Origin of the sequence: Wolbachia endosymbiont of Encarsia formosa, from assembly GCF_039540065.1 — a bacterium.
GTDB lineage: Bacteria > Pseudomonadota > Alphaproteobacteria > Rickettsiales > Anaplasmataceae > Wolbachia.
This window is the reverse complement of sequence record NZ_CP154278.1, coordinates 612,126-633,910: the sequence shown is the minus strand read 5'-3', so window position 1 is coordinate 633,910 and position 21,785 is coordinate 612,126. Positions and strand designations below refer to the sequence as shown.

Annotated in this window: 29 protein-coding genes and 2 pseudogenes; 16 read left to right on the top strand and 15 right to left on the bottom strand. The window is 33.1% G+C overall.

The genetic code is table 11. From position 1 onward, the window contains the following. The 3 genes from AAE962_RS03410 to AAE962_RS03400 all read right to left on the bottom strand — a co-directional run bounded on the left by AAE962_RS03410 (position 1) and on the right by AAE962_RS03400 (position 1,740). Positions 1-789, bottom strand: a complete 789-nt coding sequence (locus AAE962_RS03410; RefSeq protein WP_343288581.1) for a TatD family hydrolase — start codon at positions 787-789, stop codon at positions 1-3. After that, positions 779-1,267 (bottom strand): RNA pyrophosphohydrolase, encoded by a 489-nt coding sequence (locus AAE962_RS03405; RefSeq protein WP_343288580.1) that lies wholly within the window; start codon positions 1,265-1,267, stop codon positions 779-781. Before AAE962_RS03405 ends, AAE962_RS03410 begins: the two co-directional genes overlap by 11 nt. 65 nt (positions 1,268-1,332) lie before the next feature. Then, complete coding sequence (locus AAE962_RS03400) at positions 1,333-1,740, bottom strand: hypothetical protein (protein WP_343288579.1); 408 nt, start codon at positions 1,738-1,740, stop codon at positions 1,333-1,335. Positions 1,741-1,950: 210 nt separating this feature from the next. Between AAE962_RS03400 and AAE962_RS03395 the strand changes: the two genes are divergently transcribed. From AAE962_RS03395 to tyrS, 5 genes are all read left to right on the top strand, one after another. Beyond that, positions 1,951-2,301, top strand: coding sequence for a hypothetical protein (locus tag AAE962_RS03395; RefSeq protein WP_343288578.1), 351 nt, complete (start codon positions 1,951-1,953; stop codon positions 2,299-2,301). Positions 2,302-2,454: 153 nt separating this feature from the next. Next, entirely contained in the window at positions 2,455-3,630 is a 1,176-nt protein-coding gene (locus AAE962_RS03390; protein ID WP_343288577.1) for an aldehyde dehydrogenase family protein, read from the top strand. A 72-nt stretch (positions 3,631-3,702) separates the two neighbouring features. Continuing rightward, positions 3,703-4,038, top strand: a complete 336-nt coding sequence (locus tag AAE962_RS03385; RefSeq protein WP_343288576.1) for a hypothetical protein — start codon at positions 3,703-3,705, stop codon at positions 4,036-4,038. Positions 4,039-4,056: 18 nt separating this feature from the next. Then, positions 4,057-4,383 (top strand): ribosome silencing factor, encoded by a 327-nt coding sequence (rsfS, locus tag AAE962_RS03380; protein ID WP_343288575.1) that lies wholly within the window; start codon positions 4,057-4,059, stop codon positions 4,381-4,383. A gap of 228 nt (positions 4,384-4,611) precedes the next feature. Then, a complete protein-coding gene (gene tyrS / locus AAE962_RS03370) occupies positions 4,612-5,874 on the top strand; it encodes a tyrosine--tRNA ligase (RefSeq protein WP_343288573.1) in 1,263 nt (420 codons plus the stop codon). 102 nt (positions 5,875-5,976) lie between these two features. Here tyrS and AAE962_RS03365 read toward each other — a convergent pair whose 3' ends face one another. Continuing rightward, positions 5,977-6,729 carry an ankyrin repeat domain-containing protein gene (locus tag AAE962_RS03365; protein WP_343288572.1) on the bottom strand — a complete coding sequence of 251 codons (753 nt, stop codon included), beginning with the start codon at positions 6,727-6,729 and terminating at the stop codon, positions 5,977-5,979. Positions 6,730-7,239: 510 nt separating this feature from the next. Between AAE962_RS03365 and AAE962_RS03360 the strand changes: the two are divergent. Then, positions 7,240-7,622, top strand: a pseudogene (locus tag AAE962_RS03360) (IS4 family transposase); the annotation flags it as partial. A 79-nt stretch (positions 7,623-7,701) separates the two neighbouring features. On the opposite strand, the gene AAE962_RS03355 reads toward AAE962_RS03360, so the two are convergent. The 3 genes from AAE962_RS03355 to AAE962_RS03345 form a co-directional block, all read right to left on the bottom strand. Continuing rightward, positions 7,702-8,142, bottom strand: coding sequence for a hypothetical protein (locus AAE962_RS03355; protein WP_343288571.1), 441 nt, complete (start codon positions 8,140-8,142; stop codon positions 7,702-7,704). 30 nt (positions 8,143-8,172) lie between these two features. After that, positions 8,173-8,562 carry a hypothetical protein gene (locus AAE962_RS03350; protein ID WP_343288570.1) on the bottom strand — a complete coding sequence of 130 codons (390 nt, stop codon included), beginning with the start codon at positions 8,560-8,562 and terminating at the stop codon, positions 8,173-8,175. Positions 8,563-8,718: 156 nt separating this feature from the next. Continuing rightward, complete coding sequence (locus tag AAE962_RS03345) at positions 8,719-9,942, bottom strand: hypothetical protein (protein WP_343288569.1); 1,224 nt, start codon at positions 9,940-9,942, stop codon at positions 8,719-8,721. Between the two features lie 70 nt (positions 9,943-10,012). Between AAE962_RS03345 and AAE962_RS03340 the strand changes: the two genes are divergently transcribed. Then, positions 10,013-11,032, top strand: a complete 1,020-nt coding sequence (locus AAE962_RS03340; protein ID WP_343288568.1) for an Mrp/NBP35 family ATP-binding protein — start codon at positions 10,013-10,015, stop codon at positions 11,030-11,032. Positions 11,033-11,075: 43 nt separating this feature from the next. Here AAE962_RS03340 and AAE962_RS03335 read toward each other — a convergent pair whose 3' ends face one another. Both AAE962_RS03335 and AAE962_RS03330 read right to left on the bottom strand, forming a co-directional pair. Next, positions 11,076-11,627, bottom strand: coding sequence for a DNA-3-methyladenine glycosylase (locus tag AAE962_RS03335; RefSeq protein ID WP_343288567.1), 552 nt, complete (start codon positions 11,625-11,627; stop codon positions 11,076-11,078). Positions 11,628-11,695: 68 nt separating this feature from the next. After that, positions 11,696-12,682, bottom strand: a complete 987-nt coding sequence (locus tag AAE962_RS03330; protein WP_343288566.1) for a hypothetical protein — start codon at positions 12,680-12,682, stop codon at positions 11,696-11,698. A gap of 157 nt (positions 12,683-12,839) precedes the next feature. Between AAE962_RS03330 and mraY the strand changes: the two genes are divergently transcribed. Both mraY and AAE962_RS03320 read left to right on the top strand, forming a co-directional pair. Next, complete coding sequence (gene mraY, locus AAE962_RS03325) at positions 12,840-13,820, top strand: phospho-N-acetylmuramoyl-pentapeptide-transferase (protein ID WP_343289563.1); 981 nt, start codon at positions 12,840-12,842, stop codon at positions 13,818-13,820. Positions 13,821-13,825: 5 nt separating this feature from the next. Then, positions 13,826-14,419, top strand: a complete 594-nt coding sequence (locus tag AAE962_RS03320; protein ID WP_343289562.1) for a ribonuclease HII — start codon at positions 13,826-13,828, stop codon at positions 14,417-14,419. 7 nt (positions 14,420-14,426) lie between these two features. On the opposite strand, the gene virB9 is transcribed toward AAE962_RS03320, so the two are convergent. Then, positions 14,427-15,212 (bottom strand): P-type conjugative transfer protein VirB9, encoded by a 786-nt coding sequence (virB9, locus tag AAE962_RS03315; RefSeq protein WP_343289561.1) that lies wholly within the window; start codon positions 15,210-15,212, stop codon positions 14,427-14,429. A gap of 154 nt (positions 15,213-15,366) precedes the next feature. On the opposite strand from virB9, the gene AAE962_RS03310 reads away from it, so the two are divergent. The 5 genes and pseudogenes from AAE962_RS03310 to AAE962_RS03300 form a co-directional block, all read left to right on the top strand. Then, positions 15,367-15,534: a hypothetical protein gene (locus tag AAE962_RS03310; protein WP_343289560.1), complete on the top strand. Its 168-nt coding sequence runs from the start codon at positions 15,367-15,369 to the stop codon at positions 15,532-15,534. Between the two features lie 14 nt (positions 15,535-15,548). Next, positions 15,549-15,782 carry a hypothetical protein gene (locus AAE962_RS06745; RefSeq protein ID WP_406833377.1) on the top strand — a complete coding sequence of 78 codons (234 nt, stop codon included), beginning with the start codon at positions 15,549-15,551 and terminating at the stop codon, positions 15,780-15,782. Continuing rightward, positions 15,760-15,813 (top strand): hypothetical protein, encoded by a 54-nt coding sequence (locus tag AAE962_RS06740; RefSeq protein ID WP_410543840.1) that lies wholly within the window; start codon positions 15,760-15,762, stop codon positions 15,811-15,813. Before AAE962_RS06745 ends, AAE962_RS06740 begins: the two co-directional genes overlap by 23 nt. A 41-nt stretch (positions 15,814-15,854) precedes the next feature. After that, complete coding sequence (locus AAE962_RS03305) at positions 15,855-16,019, top strand: hypothetical protein (RefSeq protein WP_343289559.1); 165 nt, start codon at positions 15,855-15,857, stop codon at positions 16,017-16,019. 44 nt (positions 16,020-16,063) lie between these two features. After that, a pseudogene (locus tag AAE962_RS03300) lies at positions 16,064-16,844 on the top strand (IS630 family transposase); the annotation flags it as partial. A gap of 5 nt (positions 16,845-16,849) precedes the next feature. On the opposite strand, the gene AAE962_RS03295 reads toward AAE962_RS03300, so the two are convergent. The 4 genes from AAE962_RS03295 to AAE962_RS03280 form a co-directional block, all read right to left on the bottom strand. Next, on the bottom strand, positions 16,850-17,101 hold the full coding sequence (locus tag AAE962_RS03295) for an IS4 family transposase (RefSeq protein WP_343288679.1): 252 nt from the start codon (positions 17,099-17,101) through the stop codon (positions 16,850-16,852). Positions 17,102-17,206: 105 nt separating this feature from the next. Further along, positions 17,207-17,470: a hypothetical protein gene (locus tag AAE962_RS03290; protein WP_343288678.1), complete on the bottom strand. Its 264-nt coding sequence runs from the start codon at positions 17,468-17,470 to the stop codon at positions 17,207-17,209. Positions 17,471-17,524: 54 nt separating this feature from the next. Then, complete coding sequence (locus AAE962_RS03285; RefSeq protein WP_343288677.1) at positions 17,525-17,878, bottom strand: hypothetical protein; 354 nt, start codon at positions 17,876-17,878, stop codon at positions 17,525-17,527. Beyond that, a complete protein-coding gene (locus tag AAE962_RS03280) occupies positions 17,832-18,308 on the bottom strand; it encodes a transposase DNA-binding-containing protein (protein ID WP_343288676.1) in 477 nt (158 codons plus the stop codon). The genes AAE962_RS03285 and AAE962_RS03280 overlap by 47 nt, the downstream gene beginning before the upstream one ends. Positions 18,309-18,376: 68 nt before the next feature. On the opposite strand from AAE962_RS03280, the gene AAE962_RS03275 reads away from it, so the two are divergent. Next, complete coding sequence (locus tag AAE962_RS03275) at positions 18,377-19,468, top strand: hypothetical protein (protein WP_343289558.1); 1,092 nt, start codon at positions 18,377-18,379, stop codon at positions 19,466-19,468. Next, a complete protein-coding gene (locus AAE962_RS03270; RefSeq protein ID WP_343289557.1) occupies positions 19,443-20,603 on the top strand; it encodes a hypothetical protein in 1,161 nt (386 codons plus the stop codon). The genes AAE962_RS03275 and AAE962_RS03270 overlap by 26 nt, the downstream gene beginning before the upstream one ends. Here the strand turns inward: AAE962_RS03270 and AAE962_RS03265 are convergent. Then, on the bottom strand, positions 20,600-21,769 hold the full coding sequence (locus tag AAE962_RS03265; protein ID WP_343289556.1) for an aspartate aminotransferase family protein: 1,170 nt from the start codon (positions 21,767-21,769) through the stop codon (positions 20,600-20,602). The genes AAE962_RS03270 and AAE962_RS03265 overlap by 4 nt on opposite strands. Positions 21,770-21,785 lie beyond the last annotated feature (16 nt).

Sequence of the window (21,785 nt, the reverse complement as noted above, 5' to 3'; positions counted from 1 at the left end):
CTATAGAATTTCTTTGAGCTCAAGCTTCGAAAACAGTCTAAAAAAATTATTTGTAGTTATTTTTGCTACTTGTTCCGGCGATTCATTCCATAATTCTGCTAAACAATTCACAACATATTTTACCATTGACGGTTCATTTTTTCTTCCTCTGTAAGGCTCAGGAGATAGATAAGGTGCATCAGTTTCAACTAAAACACGCTCACGTTGCACATTTTGTGCAATTTCTCTTAGTAAGTTCGCATTTTTAAAAGTAATAATTCCAGAAAATGAAATGTATAATCCCAAGTCCATAGCCTTATAAGCAAGCTCTTTAGAAGAAGCAAAGCAATGCATTACTCCACTAAAAACGTCCTTCTTCATTTCTGAATTTAACATATCAATCATCTCACTATCAGCATTTCTAGTGTGAATAACTAAAGGTAATCCTGTTACTTTTGCCGCTTCTATATGTGATGCAAAACTTTTTTTTTGATTGCTTTTGTTATCAGATTTATAAAAATCTAATCCGGTTTCACCGATACTAATTACCTTTTTGCCCTTAGTAAATTCAATCAATTCATCAGCATTTATACACTCACCTTTTTCCACATTAGTATCAAGAGGATGTATACCAACGGAGCAGTATACTTGATCATAGGATGAAGAGATTTTTAATAATTTAGGGATATCATTAATGCTTATACATATGTTATGCAAAATTCTCACACCATTTTGCTCTGCTCTTGAAATTACCTTTGGTATTTCATCATCAGAAAAATAAATTAGATGACAATGAGAATCAACTATCATAAATAGATCCTTTTATGATAGAAGAAAACTCTTCTATCACTTTTTTATAAACTTCTTTTTTGAACGGTATGGCACTGGCTACCAAATCATCCACATTTTGCCAACGCCACTCTTTGAACTCTGGATGATCAGTATAGTTAATATTAATATCCTTATCCTTCCCACAAAATTTCATTAAGAACCACCTTTGCTTTTGGCCAGAATATCTCCCATTCCAGCATATCGGTATAACTTCCTCGAGTAAATTGTAGTATATCCACTCCTTATTTTTAGCCACAACTTCTGCTTTATTAGTACCAACTTCCTCCAATAGCTCGCGTAGTGCTGCCTGCTCCAGCTCTTCATCATCGTCAATTCCCCCTTGTGGCATCTGCCAATAAGAGTCACTATCAAAGCGTTTTCCAATAAAAACATTCCCCTGCTTGTTAAATAGCATTATGCCAACACAAGGGCGATACTCTTTCTCCTCACTAATCACAAATACTCTCTATTGCTAAATTATCTATCATAGAAGCTCCTACTACTTTTTTACCATTCATTTTTTCAACAATTTTTTTTTGCAACTTCTTTTGCGCTTAAGTTTGAGTTATCAATTTCAAGTGAACCTTGAGGCACAAATAGTTTCTTTCCTTTAATTTTTCTCATAGCAAAATCTGAATCAGTAATTTTTCTCTCCTTCTCTCTTTCCTTTGATTGAACGCGCTTTACTAGTTCTCCACTATTACAATATAACACCACAGGGAGAATCTCCACATTCATTTTTTTACTTAAATTCACCACTGAGTTGTATACTCTTTGATCATAGGAATCACCTTTTATCAATTCGTTTGTAAATATATAATGCTTTGATTCTATATGGTATTTTTCCAATATTGCTAACATATTCTCTCTAATCACAAAAATTTTTTCCCATATTTCACTTGTAACCTCAGCATTTCTGAAGTCAATCATATCAAATATAATATTATTAAACAGGTTATTGTCTACTATCACCCCATCAATAATATTACACAGCTCTTTTGCAATCGTAAGTTTTCCACTACCTGGAAATCAGATTAAGTAAATAAGAGTAGTATTCATAATAATGTGTGTCTTTAAATTTGAATTATCATTTCTTAATATTTACAATATCATGAAATTGTAAATAAGCTAGAGGTATCAATGAGTATATTTTATGGAAATCAAGAAGAGCAAGAGATTTATAAGAAATACGATGAATTAAGACAAATTCTTACAGATAGTAAAAAAGGCAAAGATATTAAAGATTTACTTATTTCATACCAACCCGTCAGCGTAACACAGTATGAAATTGATCGCTGTGTATATACGCTGGAAAATATTCGCACAATCAAAAAATATCTAAAAAATCAAGCAGATATTGACATTACTGTTTTCTTACCTTCAAATTTGCCATTGTATTCATTATTGCTGTTCGTAATAATGCCCAGCTTTGTTTCCAGAAGTGTGGTTTTACGCCCTAATACCGCATTAATAGAGAAATGTGCTATATAAGAATTATTTAACATATTAAGGTTAAAGGATATTTGTCCTAATATAGAAATTTTTTCAGGAAGTAGGGATGAATTTCTACAAAATCATGTTAGTCGGTCAGATTTAATTATTTTTACAGGTCGTAATGAGACAAAAAATAAAATTAAAAAATGCATGAAACTTAATGCATTGATGATAAATAACGGGTCTGGTCATAATCCGATTGTAGTTACTGAAGATGCTGATGTTGACAAAGCTATAAAAGGCCTTGTATACTCAAGGTTCTTCAATAGTGGTCAAGATTGTGCAGGTCCTGATGCAGTTTTTGTTCATGAAGAAATAAGAAATAAATTCATAGAAAAGCTAAAGGAAAAAGTTTCTAGCTTAAAAGTGGGAGACCATTCTGATCCAGATACAATATTAGGCAGGATACATAGAAAAGAAGAATTAGAAAGATTGCACAGCGTAATTGAAAGTAATAAAAGTAAAATAATTCTAGGTGGAAGAGTGGATATGCAAAGTACAATTGTGCATCCAACGATTGTTCTATCAGGTATTGAATCTGGAAACTTAAATTATAAGGAAGTATTTGGTCCAGTTTTATTCCTTTATACGTATCAGGACGATGAGAAATTACAACTCTATTTTGAGGATAAAAATGGAGTGTACATACAAAATAAGATGTATGTTTCTTTGTTTGGAACAAGTCCATATATTGAATCTAGAGATGATAATAATTTAGTGAGGGAAAATGGTAGTGCAAAAGGTAAAGTGGGAATAGTTCTAAATAATAAGATTATACACGACATTATAATAGATAATGGAACTGTACCTTATGGTGGATACAGTAAGGGTGCATCTTCTATAATACGTAAAAGAGAAGACAAAAAATTTGAAAGCATTGCAATTCCTATATTAATTCCAGAGGTAATATATGAAATTTTTATAAAAGGGATTAAAATAAATTACTTGGTGCATATAGTTGAATCAGAGCAAGTACAGGAGGTCATTAACAAAAAAAATTTACAAGAAACAAGACGTAAAATATCAGCAGAATTTATTAAATTAACAAAAGAAACATTTAAGGATAATCTAGTATTTGCATTTATATTCGGCAGTATAGCAAGCTCTACTTTTCAGCACAATAAAAGCGATATGGACACTTTTGTTTGCTTGAAAAAAAAGGAAGAGAAAATTAGATACTTTATAAGTGAAGTGAAAGTTCTTCATGAGAAATTTAATCTAAAAGTTGACGATGATTATCCATCTGAGATAGTGGAATATTCTACTTTCATAGAAGAGATATATCATTTATACTATCAATTATATGGTATAAATTACAATCCTTGATTAGACAATGAAAAGTATGATTACCGTTTTCTTGTAAAGTTTGAATGTTGTAGCGATAAAATATATGATATAGTGTTTTGGTCAGCTATAATTGCAACAGGTGCAAAAATTGCTTTAATCAAGAAGGATAGTAATTCATTGTGTCAGCTTAAAGAACATGCCAAAGATTTAATAGCTAGTATAATTGAAGAAATTCTACAGAATATTGAAAATATTGAAACAGCTGATTTGCCAAAAGCTTTAAAAAAAGAATATCCTGGGTGCAGCAGTAAGGAAATAGCTAGTAAATTAAGAGAATTGAACTTTTGTGAAATATTACTGCATACTATAGATTGGCCTAAGACGGAACTTATCGACGTAAAGGTAAGTAGCTATGGCAAAAAGGTTGCTTCTTGTTCACCACTTTAGTAAAATGAATTAAAAACAATGTCTAAGGTATACAATAACACAGAATCAATAAAAAGTAAGATTGTAGATATAATAGATCAAAACAAAGGTCAAGATATAGTTACTTTTGATGTGCAGAATAAAACTGTCATTGCAAAATATATGATCATTGCATCCGGTGATTCGAGCCGCCATGTAAAAGCATTAGCTGAGCACGTGATGAAAAATCTCAAGAAATATGATAAAATAGATGTAGAAGGTATGGATGAGGGTAACTGGGTGATTGTGAATTTTCAAGGTATAATGGTTCACCTATTCAGGCCAGAAGTAAGAGAGTATTATAAAATAGAAGAGTTATGGAATTGATTATCCAGATAGCTGGTATACAATTGCTCAAATGTTGTAATTTTGAAGGCAACCCTTATAAAGTTGGTGGTTTCATTCCAGTGCTTGACACTGGAATCCAGTTTTTCATATCAAAACGTTGTATAGTATGCTCGTTTATAATTAAGTTTCCAGTGTCTGGGCACTGGGATGACATCTTTCTCTGTGAAAACTGCCTTCACATTAATAAAAGTGTAAGCTAAGATACAAATGAAACACAAATCCGAGTTTTTAAACTTCATTCAAGAAAGAGGATACCTATATCAATGTACAAACATTGAAGGGTTGGACCAGCTATTATCACAAGATAACTATATCATTACATACATTGGGTTTGATTGTACGGCACCAAGTTTGCATATTGGCAGTCTCATTCAAATCATGATGCTCCGTCACCTACAAAAATTCGGTTATAAGCCAATAGTTCTACTTGGAGGTGGCACAACAAAAATTGGTGACCCATCTGGTAAAGACAAAGCAAGAAGCGTCTTGCCGATAGAAGGTATCAATCAAAATATACTTGGTATAAAGAAAACCCTCGAGAAGATGATATCTTTCGATGATAGCAAAACCGGTGCAATCATAGTAAACAACGCAGATTGGTTAGATAACATAAAATATATAGACTTTTTGCGTGATATAGGGGCACATTTTTCTGTAAATCGCATGTTAAGCTTTGATAGTGTGAAAACTAGGCTAGATAGGGAGCAAAATCTAAGCTTTCTCGAGTTTAACTACATGTTGTTACAAGCTTATGATTTTGTCGAGTTGAATAAAAAATATGGCTGTCGTCTGCAAATTGGAGGGTCAGACCAATGGGGAAATATAGTAAACGGAATTGAACTTGGCAAAAAGTTGAATTTATCTGAGTTGTTTGGTCTTACCACGCCTCTTTTATTAAACGCACGAGGGAAAAAGATGGGCAAAACCGAAAGTGGTGCTGTATGGCTTGATGGCGGTATGCTGAAGCCTTATGACTACTGGCAATATTTTCGCAATGTTGATGATCAAGATGTTGGTCGTTTTTTGAGACTTTTCACTGATTTACCAATTGACGAAATTAAAAAACTAGAGTCCTTGAAGGATCAAGAAATAAATGAAGCAAAAAAGGTCCTGGCAACAGAAGTGACGAAAATATGTCACGGTTGCAAAGAAGCCGAACTTGCACGATCTGCTGCAATCTCTGCTTTTGAAAATGAAGATAGTTCACTACTTTCTGGTTACACTATTACAAAAGAACAAATTGCAAATGGTATACCCTTAATAGACCTGCTGCATGACACCGGTTTTGAACCTTCAAAAGGTGCGGCAAAGCGTTTAATACAGGGAAATGGATGTAAAGTTAATGATAATACTATAAACGATGTTAACTATACAATAAACTCTGAAAGCTTTGAAGGTCAGCCATTTATCAAATTATCTGCAGGAAAGAAACGCCATATTAAAATTTTAGTGAGTGAAGTAAGAAAGTAAATTTGTCTCTGTTCAGCAGAATAGCAAAATAAGGTAGCCAATAAAAGACAATTATAGGGACAAATGGATATCATTGAAGCAGCTGACACTGTGGAAGAATCGCTAGGCAACCCTACTATCGCTAGCAGTTTCTTGCTGTCGACTTGCTAATATTGGCTTATCAACTTTAGTATCAGGCTTTGACAATTTATACATAGAATTGCCAACTATTAGTGCTGTTGCTGTAATTGCAACTACTGCTATAACTATAGGTATTAACTCAGCTGTAATTGCTCCGGCTGTAAAAAGTGCTATAGATATAGCACTACCTAATAATGCAGTTACTCCACCGGCAATCCACCCTTTTTTAATTGCTGGACGATTAAGATAGTATAAAGGAGTCTCTCCCCACATATCTACTGCATTAATATTGGCACCTCTTTCTACAAGAGCATCTATTATGGCCATACTGCGAAATAAAGCAGCATAGTGTAAAGGAGTCCTTTTCCATATATTTATTGCATTCACATCTGCACCTTTTTCTATGAGAGCGTTCGCTATGTTTATATTATCAAGATAAGTAGTATTATGTAAAGGAGTCTCTCCAATTACACCTTTTTCGTTAACATTTGCACCTTTTTCTATGAGGGCGTTCACTATATTTTCTAGGTTACAGGAAGCAGCTAAATGCAAAAGAGCCACCTTTTCATCATCTTTAAAAATATAATTTATATCAAAGCCAGACTTTTCCCACTCTTCATATTCCTTTGAATATCTTTTCAGCTCATTTTGTATTTTTTCAATTACGTTATCTTTGCTTAAATCTTTGTCAACATTAACTAAACTCAATAATATGTCCCAATTTGAAATTTCCATTGTCATAACCTCATCTTTAATTTTCAATAATGTATTTAATTATATGATAAGAAGTCAATTTAAATAAATTACACATACATGGAACTTATCAGACAAATATATAATATGAACTAGATTCCAGAGGGCTTTGTTGCATCACTACCTATGAAGGGCTAACTATAAAAGCAGCTTATTGAAAATCTTATTTTTTGCAATAAATCTGATCAAATTTAAGAATAGTAATTTATTGTTTGTACTAGTAAATTTAATTCTACTTAAAATAGCTAAAGCATTGAAATTCTTGAATTCTAGCTAGATTAGTGAATGATAGTAAAACTTCTTTTACTTAAATTTAGATACTTACTGACTGTCCTTACTATAAATGCTAGAATAATAAGCTATTGATATTCTCCATTTTTATCTTTAATCCATCGTAGATAGCGATGCAACAAAGCCCAATGGCGTCAATTTAAGGAAAGATGTTAAGGAGTAAAATACTACAAGAAATAGGACCTTTGGTTTCTATTTTATTTCAATAAAGAAGATATCAGTAAAGCTTATCTATTAAGGTGGCACATAGAGAAGTGCTATAAACGACTCAAAGTAGAAGCAAAATTAGAGAATTTTTCTGGGATAAATTTATAAACAAGAATTTTGTGAAAACTTGTTCATGTGCAATACTTCATATGCGTGATGCACAAGGGCCTTGGAACCCAGATCAAATTGCTGAGTATCGTTTAAATTTTTCAGTTTTATTTGGTATAATGAAACAAAAACTTTATCAGGTGCTTGTTGGAACCAAAAAACTTTCAAGCCCTTTTTAATTATACGCACTAAAGTTAACATGAAGATTGTATAGCTGCAATAAAGTAGATAAGCCTAAATGCCATCATGCCTTTAGGAGAGCTTGCTAATTTATTCTCTTAAGTTAACGCCATTGCCTGAACAGATACATAAAAAAGTAGTACTTGCAAGAAAGAGTTACTTAAGAAATTAATTAAGTTGGCTGTTTTCTCTAACATACCTAGAAGAAATAGATACATTATCTAATGCAGTCCTAATACTAGCATTATTCTCATTAACAACTACAGCTAGCTCAAAAGCATTAAAAGTACATCCACCATATGGAAACAGTACAGTACTTACTGCAGTAAATGCATCTTTTAGCATGTCACTATTTTGAGCTTGTATTAAAATAGAATTGATACATTCGTTATTACCTTTATATATAGCAAAGGCAAGTGGCTTGATAACATACGTCAGACCTGGAAACTGCACAATATCTTTAGAAGTAAGTATATTTTGCAATACACCACTATTTTGAGCTCGTGTTAAAATAGAATTGATACATTCATTATTACCTTTATATATAGCAAAGCTAAGTGGTGTTAAAGTATACTCTATAATATAGAAATACTTTATAACATTTCTCACAGCAAGAATATCTTGTAATATACCATTTTCCTAGGCTTTTGTTAAAATAACATCAATATACCTTTTCTTACTGTGATGTATGGCAAAGCCAAGTGATGTTAAGGTGTACATCGAACCATTTTGATAGTTTATAATATTTGCAACAGTAAGAATATCTTGCAATATACCATTGTTTTGAGCTTGTTCTAAAATAGAATTAACACATTCATTATTGTCTCTATGTATAGCTAGGCTAAGCAGTGTTAAAGTGCATCCTCCACTTGTTGAAAATCGTGTAGTATATCCAGTGATAAGAACTTTTAAATCATTTTTTGAAACTGCTTTCAAGATATTACTGATGCTCCTTCTATTCCATATGGACTTTTTTAGCTGAAAATATAAATCTTTTTGTTCTCGTTTTAAATTGTGATGATTTAGCATATTTTTGTAACCTCATTTTCAAGTTAGTGTAGTTTAATTACTGAAATTAATGCGTCAATACAAATTGGGGTAATATAAAAGGATTTTTGATGAGTAGAAGTAACCTCTGTGCAAAAAGTTCCTTATGAACCTGAGCGTTCAGGAAGGACAAAGTAATCAGAAAGTAATTCTATTTACTTGTAGTCTAGGAGGAATAGATACATTATCTAATGCACTACTAATCCTAGTATTCCTTTCATTAATCGCTGCAGTTGGGTGAAAAGTGGCATAGATGTATTGTGGTATGTCATTAATTCGTACTATAATAGAATTAATACATTCAATATTACCTTTATGTATAGCGATGCCAAGTGGCGTTAAGCTATACGTCTGACCAGTTGGAGATATTATAGCATTATGATTAGCAAGAATATCTTGCAGTATACCACTATTTTGAGCCTGAATTAAAATCGAATTAATATGTGCATGATTACCTTCATGTATAGCAAAGCCAAGTGATGTTAAGCTATACGTCCAACCAATTGGAGAATATACAATATTTTTAGCAACCAGAACTTCTTGCAATGTATCACTATTTTGAGCTTGCATTAAAATAGAATTAACATATTCATTTTCACTGCTGTTTCTATATATAGCAAGACCAAGCAATGTTAAAGTGTATGTCCGATTGTTGAGAATATCTTGCAATATACCATTATTTTTAGCGATTGTTAAAATTGCATTAAAACATTCTTTATTATTTTGATATACAGCAAAGCTAAGCGGTGTAAAAATGTATGTAAGACAACTTAAAGGCCGTGTTGCAATATCTTCAGCAACAAAAACACCATGCAGCATACCATTATTTTGAGCTTGTTCTAAAATATAATTGATACATTCGTTATTACCTTTATATATAGAGAAGCTAAGTGTTGTTAAAGCATATGATATAATATTTAACTTTATAATATTTCTAGCAGAAAGAATATCTTGTAATATACCACTTTCCTGAGCTTTTACAAAAATAGCATTAACATATCTTTCCTTATTTTCATATATGGCAAAGCCAAGCGATGTTAAGGTGTATGACCTATCATCTTTATAGTGTATAATATTTTCAGTATTAATAATCTCTTGCAATATACCATTGTTTTTAGCTTGTTCTAAAATAGAATTAACACATTCATTGTTATTTCTATGTATAGCAAGGCTAAGAAGTGTCAAGGTGCGTCCCCCACTTCTTGGAAATCGTGTAGTATATCCTGTTATAAGAACTTTTAGTAAATCATTTTTTGAAACTGCTTTCAAGATATTACTGATGCTTCTTCCATTCCATATAGACCCTTTTAGCTGAAAATACAAATCTTCTTGTTTTCGTGTTAAATTTTGATGATTTAGCATATTTTTGTAACCTCATTTTCAAGTTAGTGCAGTTTATGTTAGTATACACTGATAGAAGAAATTTTATAATATGTTCTGGAAAAAATTTACACAGGTTAATGAGGAAATCGTAAGAGAGAGCATAAAAAAGGTTATAGAGAAGAAAAGTGGTAAGAATGTTGGTATAGTATCCTCAATTGTTATTAAGGGTAAAGATGTTGCTTTTGCTCTTGAAGTTACTGAGCCAAATGAAGAATTAAGAAAAAATTGTGAGCAAGCTGTTAAGGCGGTACCAGGAGTAGGAAAGGTTACTGTAGTATCTATTGGACAAAAACAAACTAGGCAACAAAAAGCTAAACTTCATATCGAAGGAGTGAAAAATATAATTGTCGTTGCTTCTGGTAAAGGAGGTGTGGGTAAGTCGACAGTTGCACTAAATCTAGCTCTTTCGTTAGCAGAATTAAAATATAAAGTTGCGCTAGTTGATGCAGATATATATGGTCCTTCGATTCCTAAAATGTTGAGCACTGAGAAATTAAAACCAGAAATACAGAGTGGTAAAGCAATGCCTATAGAGAAACATGGTCTCTATACTATTTCAATTGGCTATTTTATTGATAAGGACCGCGCAGCAATATGGCGTGGACCTATGATCACAAAAGCACTTTACAATTTGCTAATGGGAACAAGGTGGTCTGATATAGAATATTTGATCATTGATACACCTCCTGGCACCGGCGATGTACATTTAAGCCTGATGGAGAATTTTAGTTTAACTGGAGCAATAATAGTTTCAACTCCACAGGAGCTTGCTTTAGTCGATGCACGAAAAATTTATGATATGTTCACAAAGCTCAGCGTGCCAATTATCGGTATTGTGGAAAATATGAGCTATTTTGTTCAAGATAATTCAAAAATATACATATTTGGAAAAGGTGGTGCACAAAAAATGTCTGAAGAGCTGGGAGTCAAACTCTTGAGTAGAGTTCCTCTAGATCCGCAAATATGTAGTGCTTCTGATTGTGGAAATCCTTCAATACTAAGTGAGGATTTAGTAAGGATTTATGAAGGCATTGCTAAAGATGTTAGGTCTTTTGTATGCAGTCTATAAAGTTTATTTAACACTCCCTTTTTATCTAGTTTATGCAGGAGGTCTAATATTTATTGTTGAGTGTGATTTTAGGCATTTCTGCTAAAACGCAACTTTTAAATCGCCAAAATTTCTCCTTGCCTTTACTAATTCCGATTCTTGGAGTGCACACATAATCTGGTTTGAGGTGATATTCATAGAGACAAAATTCATGACTTATAGTAAGGTCTTGTTTATTATGTTCTTTTGTAATGTTTAATTTTTTGCACAGTATGCCTGGCCCGCCTAAATTTGCTTCAAGCGGTTCAGTGAGCTTTAATCCTCGTATTAACACTGCTGCTGGGAATCCTTCTGCTTCTGTTACAATATTTAGACAATAGTACATTCCATATATAAAATATACGTACGAAAACCCTGGCGTACCAAACATTACTGAGGTTCGATTAGTATAGCCTCTTGCTGCGTGACAAGCCGGGTCATCCATTCCTATATACGCTTCAACTTCAGTTATTATTCCACTAAAATTAGAAAATTTCAGCATCTTCCCTAGCAGCTCCCCAGCTACGGTTAAAGTTGGCCGTTCATAGAAATTTCTTGTTAATATTGTGTTATTCATCATAGAAGTATAAGTTACTTACATTTGTAAGCAACTTATACTATTTTTGCTTTTTCTTATTTATTTAGTCAAGAGCATCTCTGAGAAGTAGAAGTTGGTGTTGTTGTCACATTTGTTACATCTGTTGAAGGCTGCTGTAAAACCTTGACTGATTCAGAGCTCTTTTGTTGCAATTGTGGTTCTAACGCTTCATATAAAGATTTTGTCTCACGTCTCTTGCCTATTTTAACTTCTTTATTTACACGCAACTGCTCTGCAGTAACACCGTTGCCTTCAAGGAGAGTTACACCATTCTTACCGTCAATGTTAACTTTAATTTTGCATTTTCTTCCATCAACACACCACTTTAAAGTCATTTCATATAACCCACTAATTATTTCATAAACTCTTTCCTCATTATCACTATCATTATTAATATAGCAACATGCCCCTCTCTTTTTTTCTTGATTAGGATGACAAAATGTAATTGTTCTTACACCATACTCTTTACATATACTACCGCCTAGAAGTTTAGCTATATCTATTCCTTCTTTATTGGCATGTAGCACAACTCTCACGGTAGGATAAACAATATTACCTTCCCTTTTGCCTTCTTTTATCATTATGGACTCTATGGTATATACCTTCGATATCTCTGCCTTAATTTGGTCAGCAATCTTGCCTACAATCTCTTTACCATGATAGTGAGATTCTCCTTTCTTCGGAGAAAAAGGTTCTTTGTTTGTAGTATTAGTGTCAGAATCATTCTGTAAATCAAAGAATTTATCCCATTCTTCATCACTGTCTAATTTGATATATCCACGCTCGTTCTTACCTGATACTGCACTCTGAGTACTATACGATCCTTCTGTTAAAGTTGTAACAGAGCTAGAGCTATTAGCTTTTACCTTCAGAAGAACAAGATGCTCTTCTGACCTTTTTTCCTTACTCAACTTTGAAAAAACTTCATCACCAAAAGAAGGTTCTCCTACCATATCTGTGTAAGGATTTCTAACGATATTCTCATCATCAGATACTGCAGTAGCCCTCAAAAGCTTTTTAATATAATCCAACATATATCACCTCTGACCAATAACTAAATATTAGTATGCAGACTTTGTCATAATTAATCAATAACTAATTTACCATAAATTAAAATGAGCTGCTAAAAAGGTATAAATTGAGATTAGGTAAAGCTTTTGGTATAATATCTAGTTAATTTTGAATAGGCAAGTGATCTCAGCTACAAAGACGTTTTTTATCTCATTTATTTTTGGGTTTATTCTCTTTCCCTATTTTATAAAACTTCTAAAAAAGATAAGTAAAGATGGACAACCAATCAGATCATATGGACCAGAAAGTCATTTAATAACAAAAAAGAATATACCACCTATGGGTGGAATAATAATACTAACTTCTGCTTTATTACCAATCCTGCTTTGGACTCAATTAACACCAGAAATTTCATTGCTGGTATTTATAACTCTATTTTTTGCTCTACTTGGATTTATTGATGACTATTTAAAATTGAAGACAAATCACCACCGAGGTTTAAGTGCAAAAACCAAAATACTTATTCAGTTTGTCGTTACTCTGGTCTGTATGTTTATACTTAAGCTACAATCTGCTGAAGGTTTTACAAAAATTTCTCTATTTAGAGAAGTAGCAATCGACCTTGGCTATCTATATCTTCCGTTTGCTGCATTTGTAATTGTCGGCTCTTCTAATGCTGTGAATCTTACAGATGGCCTAGATGGCCTTGTTGCAACTCAAGCCATTACTTCCTTTGCTTTTTTGGGGCTAATTGCATACATAACTCAGGCAGATGTAAACATTACTTTATTCTGCATTGCATTTATAGGAGCTATTTTAAGTTTCTTGTGGTTTAACACACATCCAGCAAAAATATTTATGGGTGATGTTGGAAGCCTATCAATCGGTGCAGCTTTAGGACTCACTAGTGTTCTAATTAAAAAAGAAATGCTTTTTGCCGTTATTGGAATAATCTTTGTAATAGAGACTTTATCTGTGATTATTCAGGTATCATATTTTAAATATACAAAATTTAGATATGGAGCAGGAAGAAGAATTTTCCTTATGACACCAATACATCATCACTTTGAAAAGAAAGGGTGGTCAGAAAATACAATAGTTATAAAATTTTGGATAATTTCTATCGTTTGTTCGATTTTTTCTTTAACTTTCTTATTATAGGAACTATGAAATATCTAGATTTCACATTAGAAAATACATTATCAGGAATTATAGCAGGAGTAGATGAAGTTGGAAGAGGTCCGCTTGCCGGTCCAGTGATATCTGCAGCTGTAATATTTACTGATAGAGATACGGTTATTGATGGAATAAACGACTCAAAAAAGCTAACCCCTAAGTGTAGGCAAGTTCTATACGAAAAAATAACGTCTGTTGCAAAATTTGGTATAGGAATGGCAAGTGTAGAGGAGATAGACTCATACAATATCTTGCAAGCAACAAAGCTTTCAATGAAACGTGCGCTGGTAAATTTAGATTTAGAACTAGATTATGTGTTAGTTGATGGTAACCAACCACTTGAAGTGAAATGGCAAACAAAGTCTGTAGTGAATGGTGATAGTTTAAGTATATCAATTGCAGCCGCTTCAATCGTTGCAAAAGTTACAAGAGATCGGCTTATGGAAGAATTGCATAATAAACATCCTCAATATAATTGGTATAAAAATAAAGGATATGGAACAAAAGAACACCTCAGCGCTATTGGCCTTCATGGAATTACGAAGCACCATAGAAAGAATTTTGCACCTATAAGAATACTATAGCCTTTAATCACTTACCTTTTTTGAAAGGTATGTTTTCATTAAACAGGCAGACTGTACTTGATCCGTTTCTTAAGGTAAATACCGAGCTTACTCTTTCAATTATCAGGTAGTCATCAACTGTACGAAAATTTATCAAGGATTCATATCCTGCAGAATCAACCATAAAAACTGCAGGGAAATCAGAGTTTATTTTATTAAATTGTAGATATGTAAATTTTCCGTCATCAAAAACCTTAATTGGTATTATTGATTGACTGCCTTTAACGTGCGAGATGGAATAGTTAAAATTCAAGCCTTTCTTTATAACCTCAATATCACTTATATCAGGGATAGTGGTATGACTAGCTTGCTCTAGAATATCACCGTTACTCGTTGAATAAATTTCATCACTGTTGAACAGTGGATAAAGAAACCTTACTTCATATGCTAACCTTGGATCATCTAGCCCGCTTGCTTCTTCAGCATGAAACTCGAAATAATAAACTCTTTTATTGGTAATTATAGTTGCATTAGTATCGGCAATATCATCTATAGGCTTAATAAATAATCTATTACCTTGAGGAAGGAGTTGCCAACCGGTTGCATCACCCATTGAAAGACTCTCTATTACCTCCCCTGGCTCAAACAATATGCTGGATTGATAACCATAAAAGCCCGTGTACTTATGTATAGCCTGTGGATTATAATTCATTACCTTTATGTGGTTATCACCAGCTATTGGTCGTGGTTCCTGTTTTGCAAGTGCATCACCACCACAAAAAAATAATAGTGCAACAAAGAGTAACCTAATCATAGTATCAAAATAAACTGATCTTTATTTTATCATTGATAGACATATACTGCAACTGTCAAGCTATCCCAGTAGTAAGCGACAGAAAATGCAAGCTTCATAATAATTCATTACTGTAGGAAAAAATTCTTTAAACATTATTTTCATATATGTCAAAATGAGTTGTGAGGTAAATTATGAATGGAATAATGAGCAGCTTTTCAGTGCTGTTCTTAGTAATAATATAGAAGAAGCTGAAAGATTAATAAACGCTGAAGCGAGTGTACATTCAGTAGATAAGCATGGGATGGCCCTTTACATCATGCTGCTCAGCGTGGCTATGTAGATCTAGCAGAGTATTTGATAAAAATAGGAACAGATGTCAACTCAGTAGATAATTTTGGAAATACCTCTTTACATTTAACTGCGCATAGCGGTTATATAAAAGATAATGGTGTGTGGGTCAATATAGAAGAGACTGCTAATTCCGTCATAAAAATACAGTGGAGTTGTTGCTTAAAAAAGGGCAAATATCAATGCAGCGAACCATCAGATGCAGACTCCTTTACATATTGCAGCAGAAGGAGGACATAGTTATTTGTTAGAGGAGCTGCTGTTAACTTAGCAGATGATGAGGGAAATACTCCACTTCATTGCGTTGGTGGTATGGGCGGCGGTGAAGACGATAAAGAAGTAATAAAACTTTTACTTAAAGAAGGGGCAAATATTAATTTAGTTAATAGAGAAGTAGATACTCCTTTAAGTAGTTATGATTTAAGAAGTAGTCATCTTATACCAATTCCCGCTATACAAGCAACGAATAGACAATAATGGAAAAAAAGCCATACTGAAGTAAGTAAAATAGCGAGGTTTAGATGGCATTAAGATCAAAATTATTGGATGAAAAAGTGGTAAAATCAGCAAAAGAGATGCTGAAGAGAGTAAGAAATAATGCGTATGTTGCAAAAAAACTAAATGCTGTAATTGCAGCAAAAAAGCACAGTATAACAGCTGTAGCAAAAATATGTTGCATTTCGAGAAAGGCAATTACTACATGGATAAAGCACATAAAATTTGGAAGAGAAGAAAAATTATTTGCTCCACCTCAACGCCGAGGAAAACCCCAATATTACTATTAGAGAAATGAGAATAAGAATCCAAGAAAGATTTGGTTTGAATATCAGCAAATCCGCAATACATCGTAATATGCAAAAAATGAAATTCTCATATATCACACCAACATAGTGGACAAGATAAAAACAAGCAAGAGGAGTTTTCAAAAAAACCTCAATGAAACTATTGTCATGCATTCTGAAAAAGAGCTATTTTTCTTTGATGAATCACGGTTTGGTACACATTCAAAAATTGGACATGGGTGGTTTAAAAAAGGCAGTAGGACACAGGTTAAGGTAAAATTAGGTAGGGAAAATTTTTATCTCTATAGTACAGTTAATCCCAGAAATGGAGAGAATTTTAGCTTATTTGCACCAAACGTCAACACTGATTGTATAAATATATTCCTTGAACAGATGTCGCAATATTTAGGAATAAGAAAGGCTTTTCTCGTGATGGATTGCGCTAGTTGGAAAAAATTTAAAGGTACCTAAAAATATCGAAATTATATACCTACCACCATACTCACCTGACCTCAATCCTCACTTTTACCCACAATTTTGAGAGGTCATGATGTGAAGCATAACTATGCTCTCCTTAAGATTTTCATAGCCCCGCCATAGAGTCATAGCCCCTGGTAAATTATCACTTTTTCTATTCATAAATCCACCTAATTTTCCTAACCAAATAATAGCTTGTTTTATTTTTGGAGGTTCTTCTGGCAATGTAGCTACTTTATGCTCACGTATGAAAAGGGCCTTCCACTCTTCATTGCTTAAAATTTTAGTACAGGTTTCCATGGGATTTGATAAAGCGACTTTTGTTAAATATAAAATTTTAAATGCAATAATGCTCTTTATAGCAATTAATTTCTGTAGCCTTTCCTTTCTAGTTAAACGAGAGCTTTATATTTTACATCCTGATTTTAAAACCCTGAAATACTCCTCAATTTTCCATCTTAGCTTATACCAATTTATCCTTTCTATAGCATCTAAAGTGCTATTAACTGGTACATTAGTCAGCAAAGTCCAATCAATAGCTTCCAATCCTTCAGGAGGATTTGTTTCTTTTGCACTTACCACATATACAGGGATTTTATCACTTATTTTATGCACTGTGTCTTTTGATCCATAAATTGAAGAAGATCTGATAGGTATATAGCCTTTCATATACTTAACTTCAATATTAGCTTTCCTTGATCTTTGGTTTCTATCTTTATTAACTTATAGAGAAATTTTCTTCTTTACTGGCAGTTGAGTGATGCGTGTTTGCAAATCTGTTTTTCCAATTTCAGTACAGATAAATCTTCTATTAGTTCGATTACGGATTACATAAAAACTACCTAATGTCTCAGTGATCCATAAAAATTTGAAGATATCTGCCTCTCTATCACCAAGGGTAACAAGTTGTACATTTGCAGGAAGGTTGTTTATGCTTTCTTTGAGAGCTGTTATCCACTTATAACTTTCTTTTTCTTCTATGGAGGTACGGTATTTCCTGTTTGCTTTTTCTTGTGCCTTTTCTTTTTCCCTAATAGAACGTGCCCAACATTGTTGAGAAGATAGACCTAAAGGCAATCCGTCCTTTGCTGACTATTAAGGCACTGTGCAACAGTAAACCCATTTTATTCTTCGTATAAGCTTTAGAAATACTACCTAGCCTCTTGGTTTTTATATGAGAGTCAAAATCCAAATAACTTGTATCTTGAACTGAAAAAACAAACTGATTTCCTTTCATTCTCTCCATAGTTTCTTTGTAATGGGAAGAATAAATTTCCTTATCCTTAAGCTTTTCATTGCTAAATAATCTGTATGCACCCTTAGCTTCTTTCCATCCACTACAGCTTTGATTAATTGATCCAGACGCCTTACCCTCTATACAATATCCTGTTTTAATAAGTCTCTTATTAAGTCTTGTATTTCCTAAATTAACGTGTTTTAACTCTCTTTCCAGCCATTTATCCCCTAAGCCATCAGTATATTGCACATTTGTACTTACTTCACTCATTTTAATCCCAAATTTATTTGGTATCCATTTTACTCACTTTTTTATTTGTGGGTAAAAGTGAGTATTTAATGGAGTGTGATAATATTACTTTAGATAAAAAAAGAAGAGAAGGTTTGAGTGGATTGATAGAAGATGTTAAAAAGAATGTTAGCACCACTAATGATAACAATATTATAAGCTACCTAGAGAGAAAAGGCTTTAGTGAACAATTTGCTAGAAACAAGCTCTTACCGCAAATCAATGTAGTAATTAAAGCATTAAGTAAAAGTGATAATGAGCAATGCAGCTTAATAGTTGATAATTGGCGCTTAAGCAAAGAGCTCCATGACCTCATGGAAAGAGAGGAAGGTGTACTACATGGCATCAGTGATTTCTGCGAAGAAAATCAGTGCATCTTTGCAGGGATTGGAAAAAATGATCTTGGTATTGAAGAAAACAGACCCTTTTCAGCGAAAATATGTAATCAGATAGGTGGATATCGAACTCTTTATTGTGATTATGAAAAAAGAGATTTTGATGCATTAGCTAAATATGCGTTAACAACGATCGTAGATGGATCGAAAGGTCGTGGATTTGATAGTGAATATAATCATGTTGCATCAATATTTGCAGATTCGGTTAGTCAGTTCAATAATCCATCTGAAGCCCTACAGAATCTTGGAAGAAATAGAGAGCGTAATGAGAGCAGACAATCATGGTTTTTCGCTGCTGCAGGTGAAAAAGTTGAGCTATTTGTGAATAAGATCTTAGCAAATTTTAAAAACGAACCACGGAAATTTTGTCAGAAAGTTTTGTTTCCAGCTACTAATAAATACAATAAGTTCCTAAAAAATAGAATGGGTGAAGAACTTGGAAGAAAAATAGAAATCTATATTAGTAAAAATATTGATGCATTAGGAAATATTGATGATTTAGCTCTGAAGAAGTTTTCTAGTGATTTGATAAAGGAAGCGTATGAAAAAGTTCATGATATAAATGATTTTGATGTCAAAAAGACAGAACAAGATTTACATAGGATTTTAAAAAGTACAGAGGCATACCTTCGTTCATATGAGAACAGAATTAAAAACAACGGTAAAATTATCTTGCACACGCTCAGCTTTATTTTCTGTGGGGAGTGCTATAACAAAGGTAATGTATTATCTTTGGGCAGGGTTTGACTATTTAGTCTTTTTGGCTAAAGCGTACAATATAGATAAATCTGGAGATACCAGTGCAAGAGCGTATGTACACATAATCAGAAACTGTCACTGTGAAAGTAGTGTGAAGGTGCAAAATGTATTGGTTCATGCATTAGAAATTGCCAAAGAACATGACAGCAGTTTCAAAAGAAATAGTTTGTACGAAGGCAATGAGGATAGATGTAAAGAAAAAATCATCTCATATTTTCAATCCAAGCAATATATACGTGCATTAGATAGAACAATTGCTCAAATTGAAAATAAACACTTGGTAACAATTTTGAAAGCTGTAGGCTACGAAGATAATGCTAATAAAATGACACGAGAAATTAAAGATTTTTTATGTGATTTAAAGAATTTAAATTGTGTGGACTTTAGAGAAAAATATTATCAAGGCAACTTATATCAAGAAAGCAAATTATACAAAATCAATAATCAAGTTAGTACGATAATTGATGAAATTGTAAGGTGCCACAAGTGGCGTCATGGAATAGAGGGCTTAAAGCTAAAATTAAAAACCAACCATAATATTTTTGAAGTAAGAGTTAACAATGATTTTTCTAAGTTACGTGAGAAAAACTTTAACAAACACTCTAAAGAAAGGACATATATAGGTAGAGCTATGTTACTTATTGGGTTTATAATTTCAATGGAGCTTATAGGTAGAATATCATTAGGTCAGACCATGCCATTGCCTTTACTTTGCGGTTTTATAGTATTTGGACCACTGGCATTCTTGTGTGGTGCATTGTTATATGAAATAACGACCTATTTAGTGAGAGGAGCATTTTTTATTTTTGGAGTGCCAATTCTTTTAGGGGAACTGTCTAAATTTGTTTTGAGAAACGGCTCAATGAAAAGTGTGTTAGATATAACATTATCGCTTGGTAACTCTGCTTTTTTCAATATTCCGAAAGACATCGTGCAATCTTTTATATTTGATGATGTAACAAAATTTGACTCACTAAGTTATATAAATGAGCTTACACTGATAAGAGAGCAGGAAAAGGTAAAGTGTACAAATGAAGTAGCTGATAAAGTTGTAGATACTGCCTTATCTGCAATTTTGATACAGCAAACAACTAGTGAGCAGGAAGGTTTAGTTTTTAACTAGAACTTTTCAGATAAATACTGAGTGAGGATTTCAATGCCTTCATCAATCTCTTTTTCAGTGATAATGAGTGGAGGCAAGATTCTTACAACGTTATCTGATGTTACTCCAACAGTGAGTAAACCAAGGTGACTTAGCTCTTCTGCAAATTTTTGGTTATTCATTTTTACTTTTATTCCTAGCATCAACCCTTTTCCTCTCACTTCTTCTATCATTGGAAACTTGCTTGCTAAGTCCTCTAGTTTGTTTTTTAAAGACTTACCTCTAACTTCAACATTTTCTAAGAAGCCAGGGCTGAGCAATTCATCCAATACAGCATTACCTACTGAAGTTGCAAGTGGATTACCACCAAAAGTAGAACCATGCATACCGACCGCCATGTACTTAGCAACCTTTTCAGTTGCAAGACAAGCCCCCAGAGGGAAACCTCCTCCTATTCCTTTTGCAAGAGCACATATGTCAGGCTTAATTCCTATGTGTTCATATGCAAATAACTTTCCTGTCCTGCCAGCACCGCACTGAACGCAATCAAAAAATAGCAGTATGTCGTTTTCGTTACATATTTCTCTTAGCTCTTTCATGAAGACTTCACTCATTACTTTAATACCACCTTGTCCCTGTATTGGTTCTATTAATATAACACCTATGCCATTAGAAATTGCTTTCTTTACACTCTCAATATTAGGCTCTATGTTATCACACCAGTCAATATAAGGATTCAGTAATTCAGAAAATTTCTGTCTATCGTTTGTTGCACAAGTTAAAAATGTCCTTCCATGAAATGCACCATGAAATGTTAGAATTCTATAGCGATTTTTATTACCTTTTCCATTTTGATAGGCCCTAGCGATTTTAAGTCCACATTCCACTGCTTCTGATCCAGAATTTGCAAAAAATACAGTATTAGCAAAGCTGTTGTTTATTAAATTTTCTGCAAATTTGTTGGCAGTAGATATATTATAGGTATTTGATATATGCAATAGTTTTTCTCCTTGTAATTTTAGGACATCAGTTAATCGTGAGTTGGCATGACCTAAACTGCTAACAGCTATTCCAGAGTGAAAATCTATATAGCGCTTATTATCGATATCATACAAGTAAATACCTTTGCCATAAGAAAAATTTATGTTAATAGGAGAATAAACTGGCAAGATAGGAGAAATTGTCATAAAAGTATGATATGCT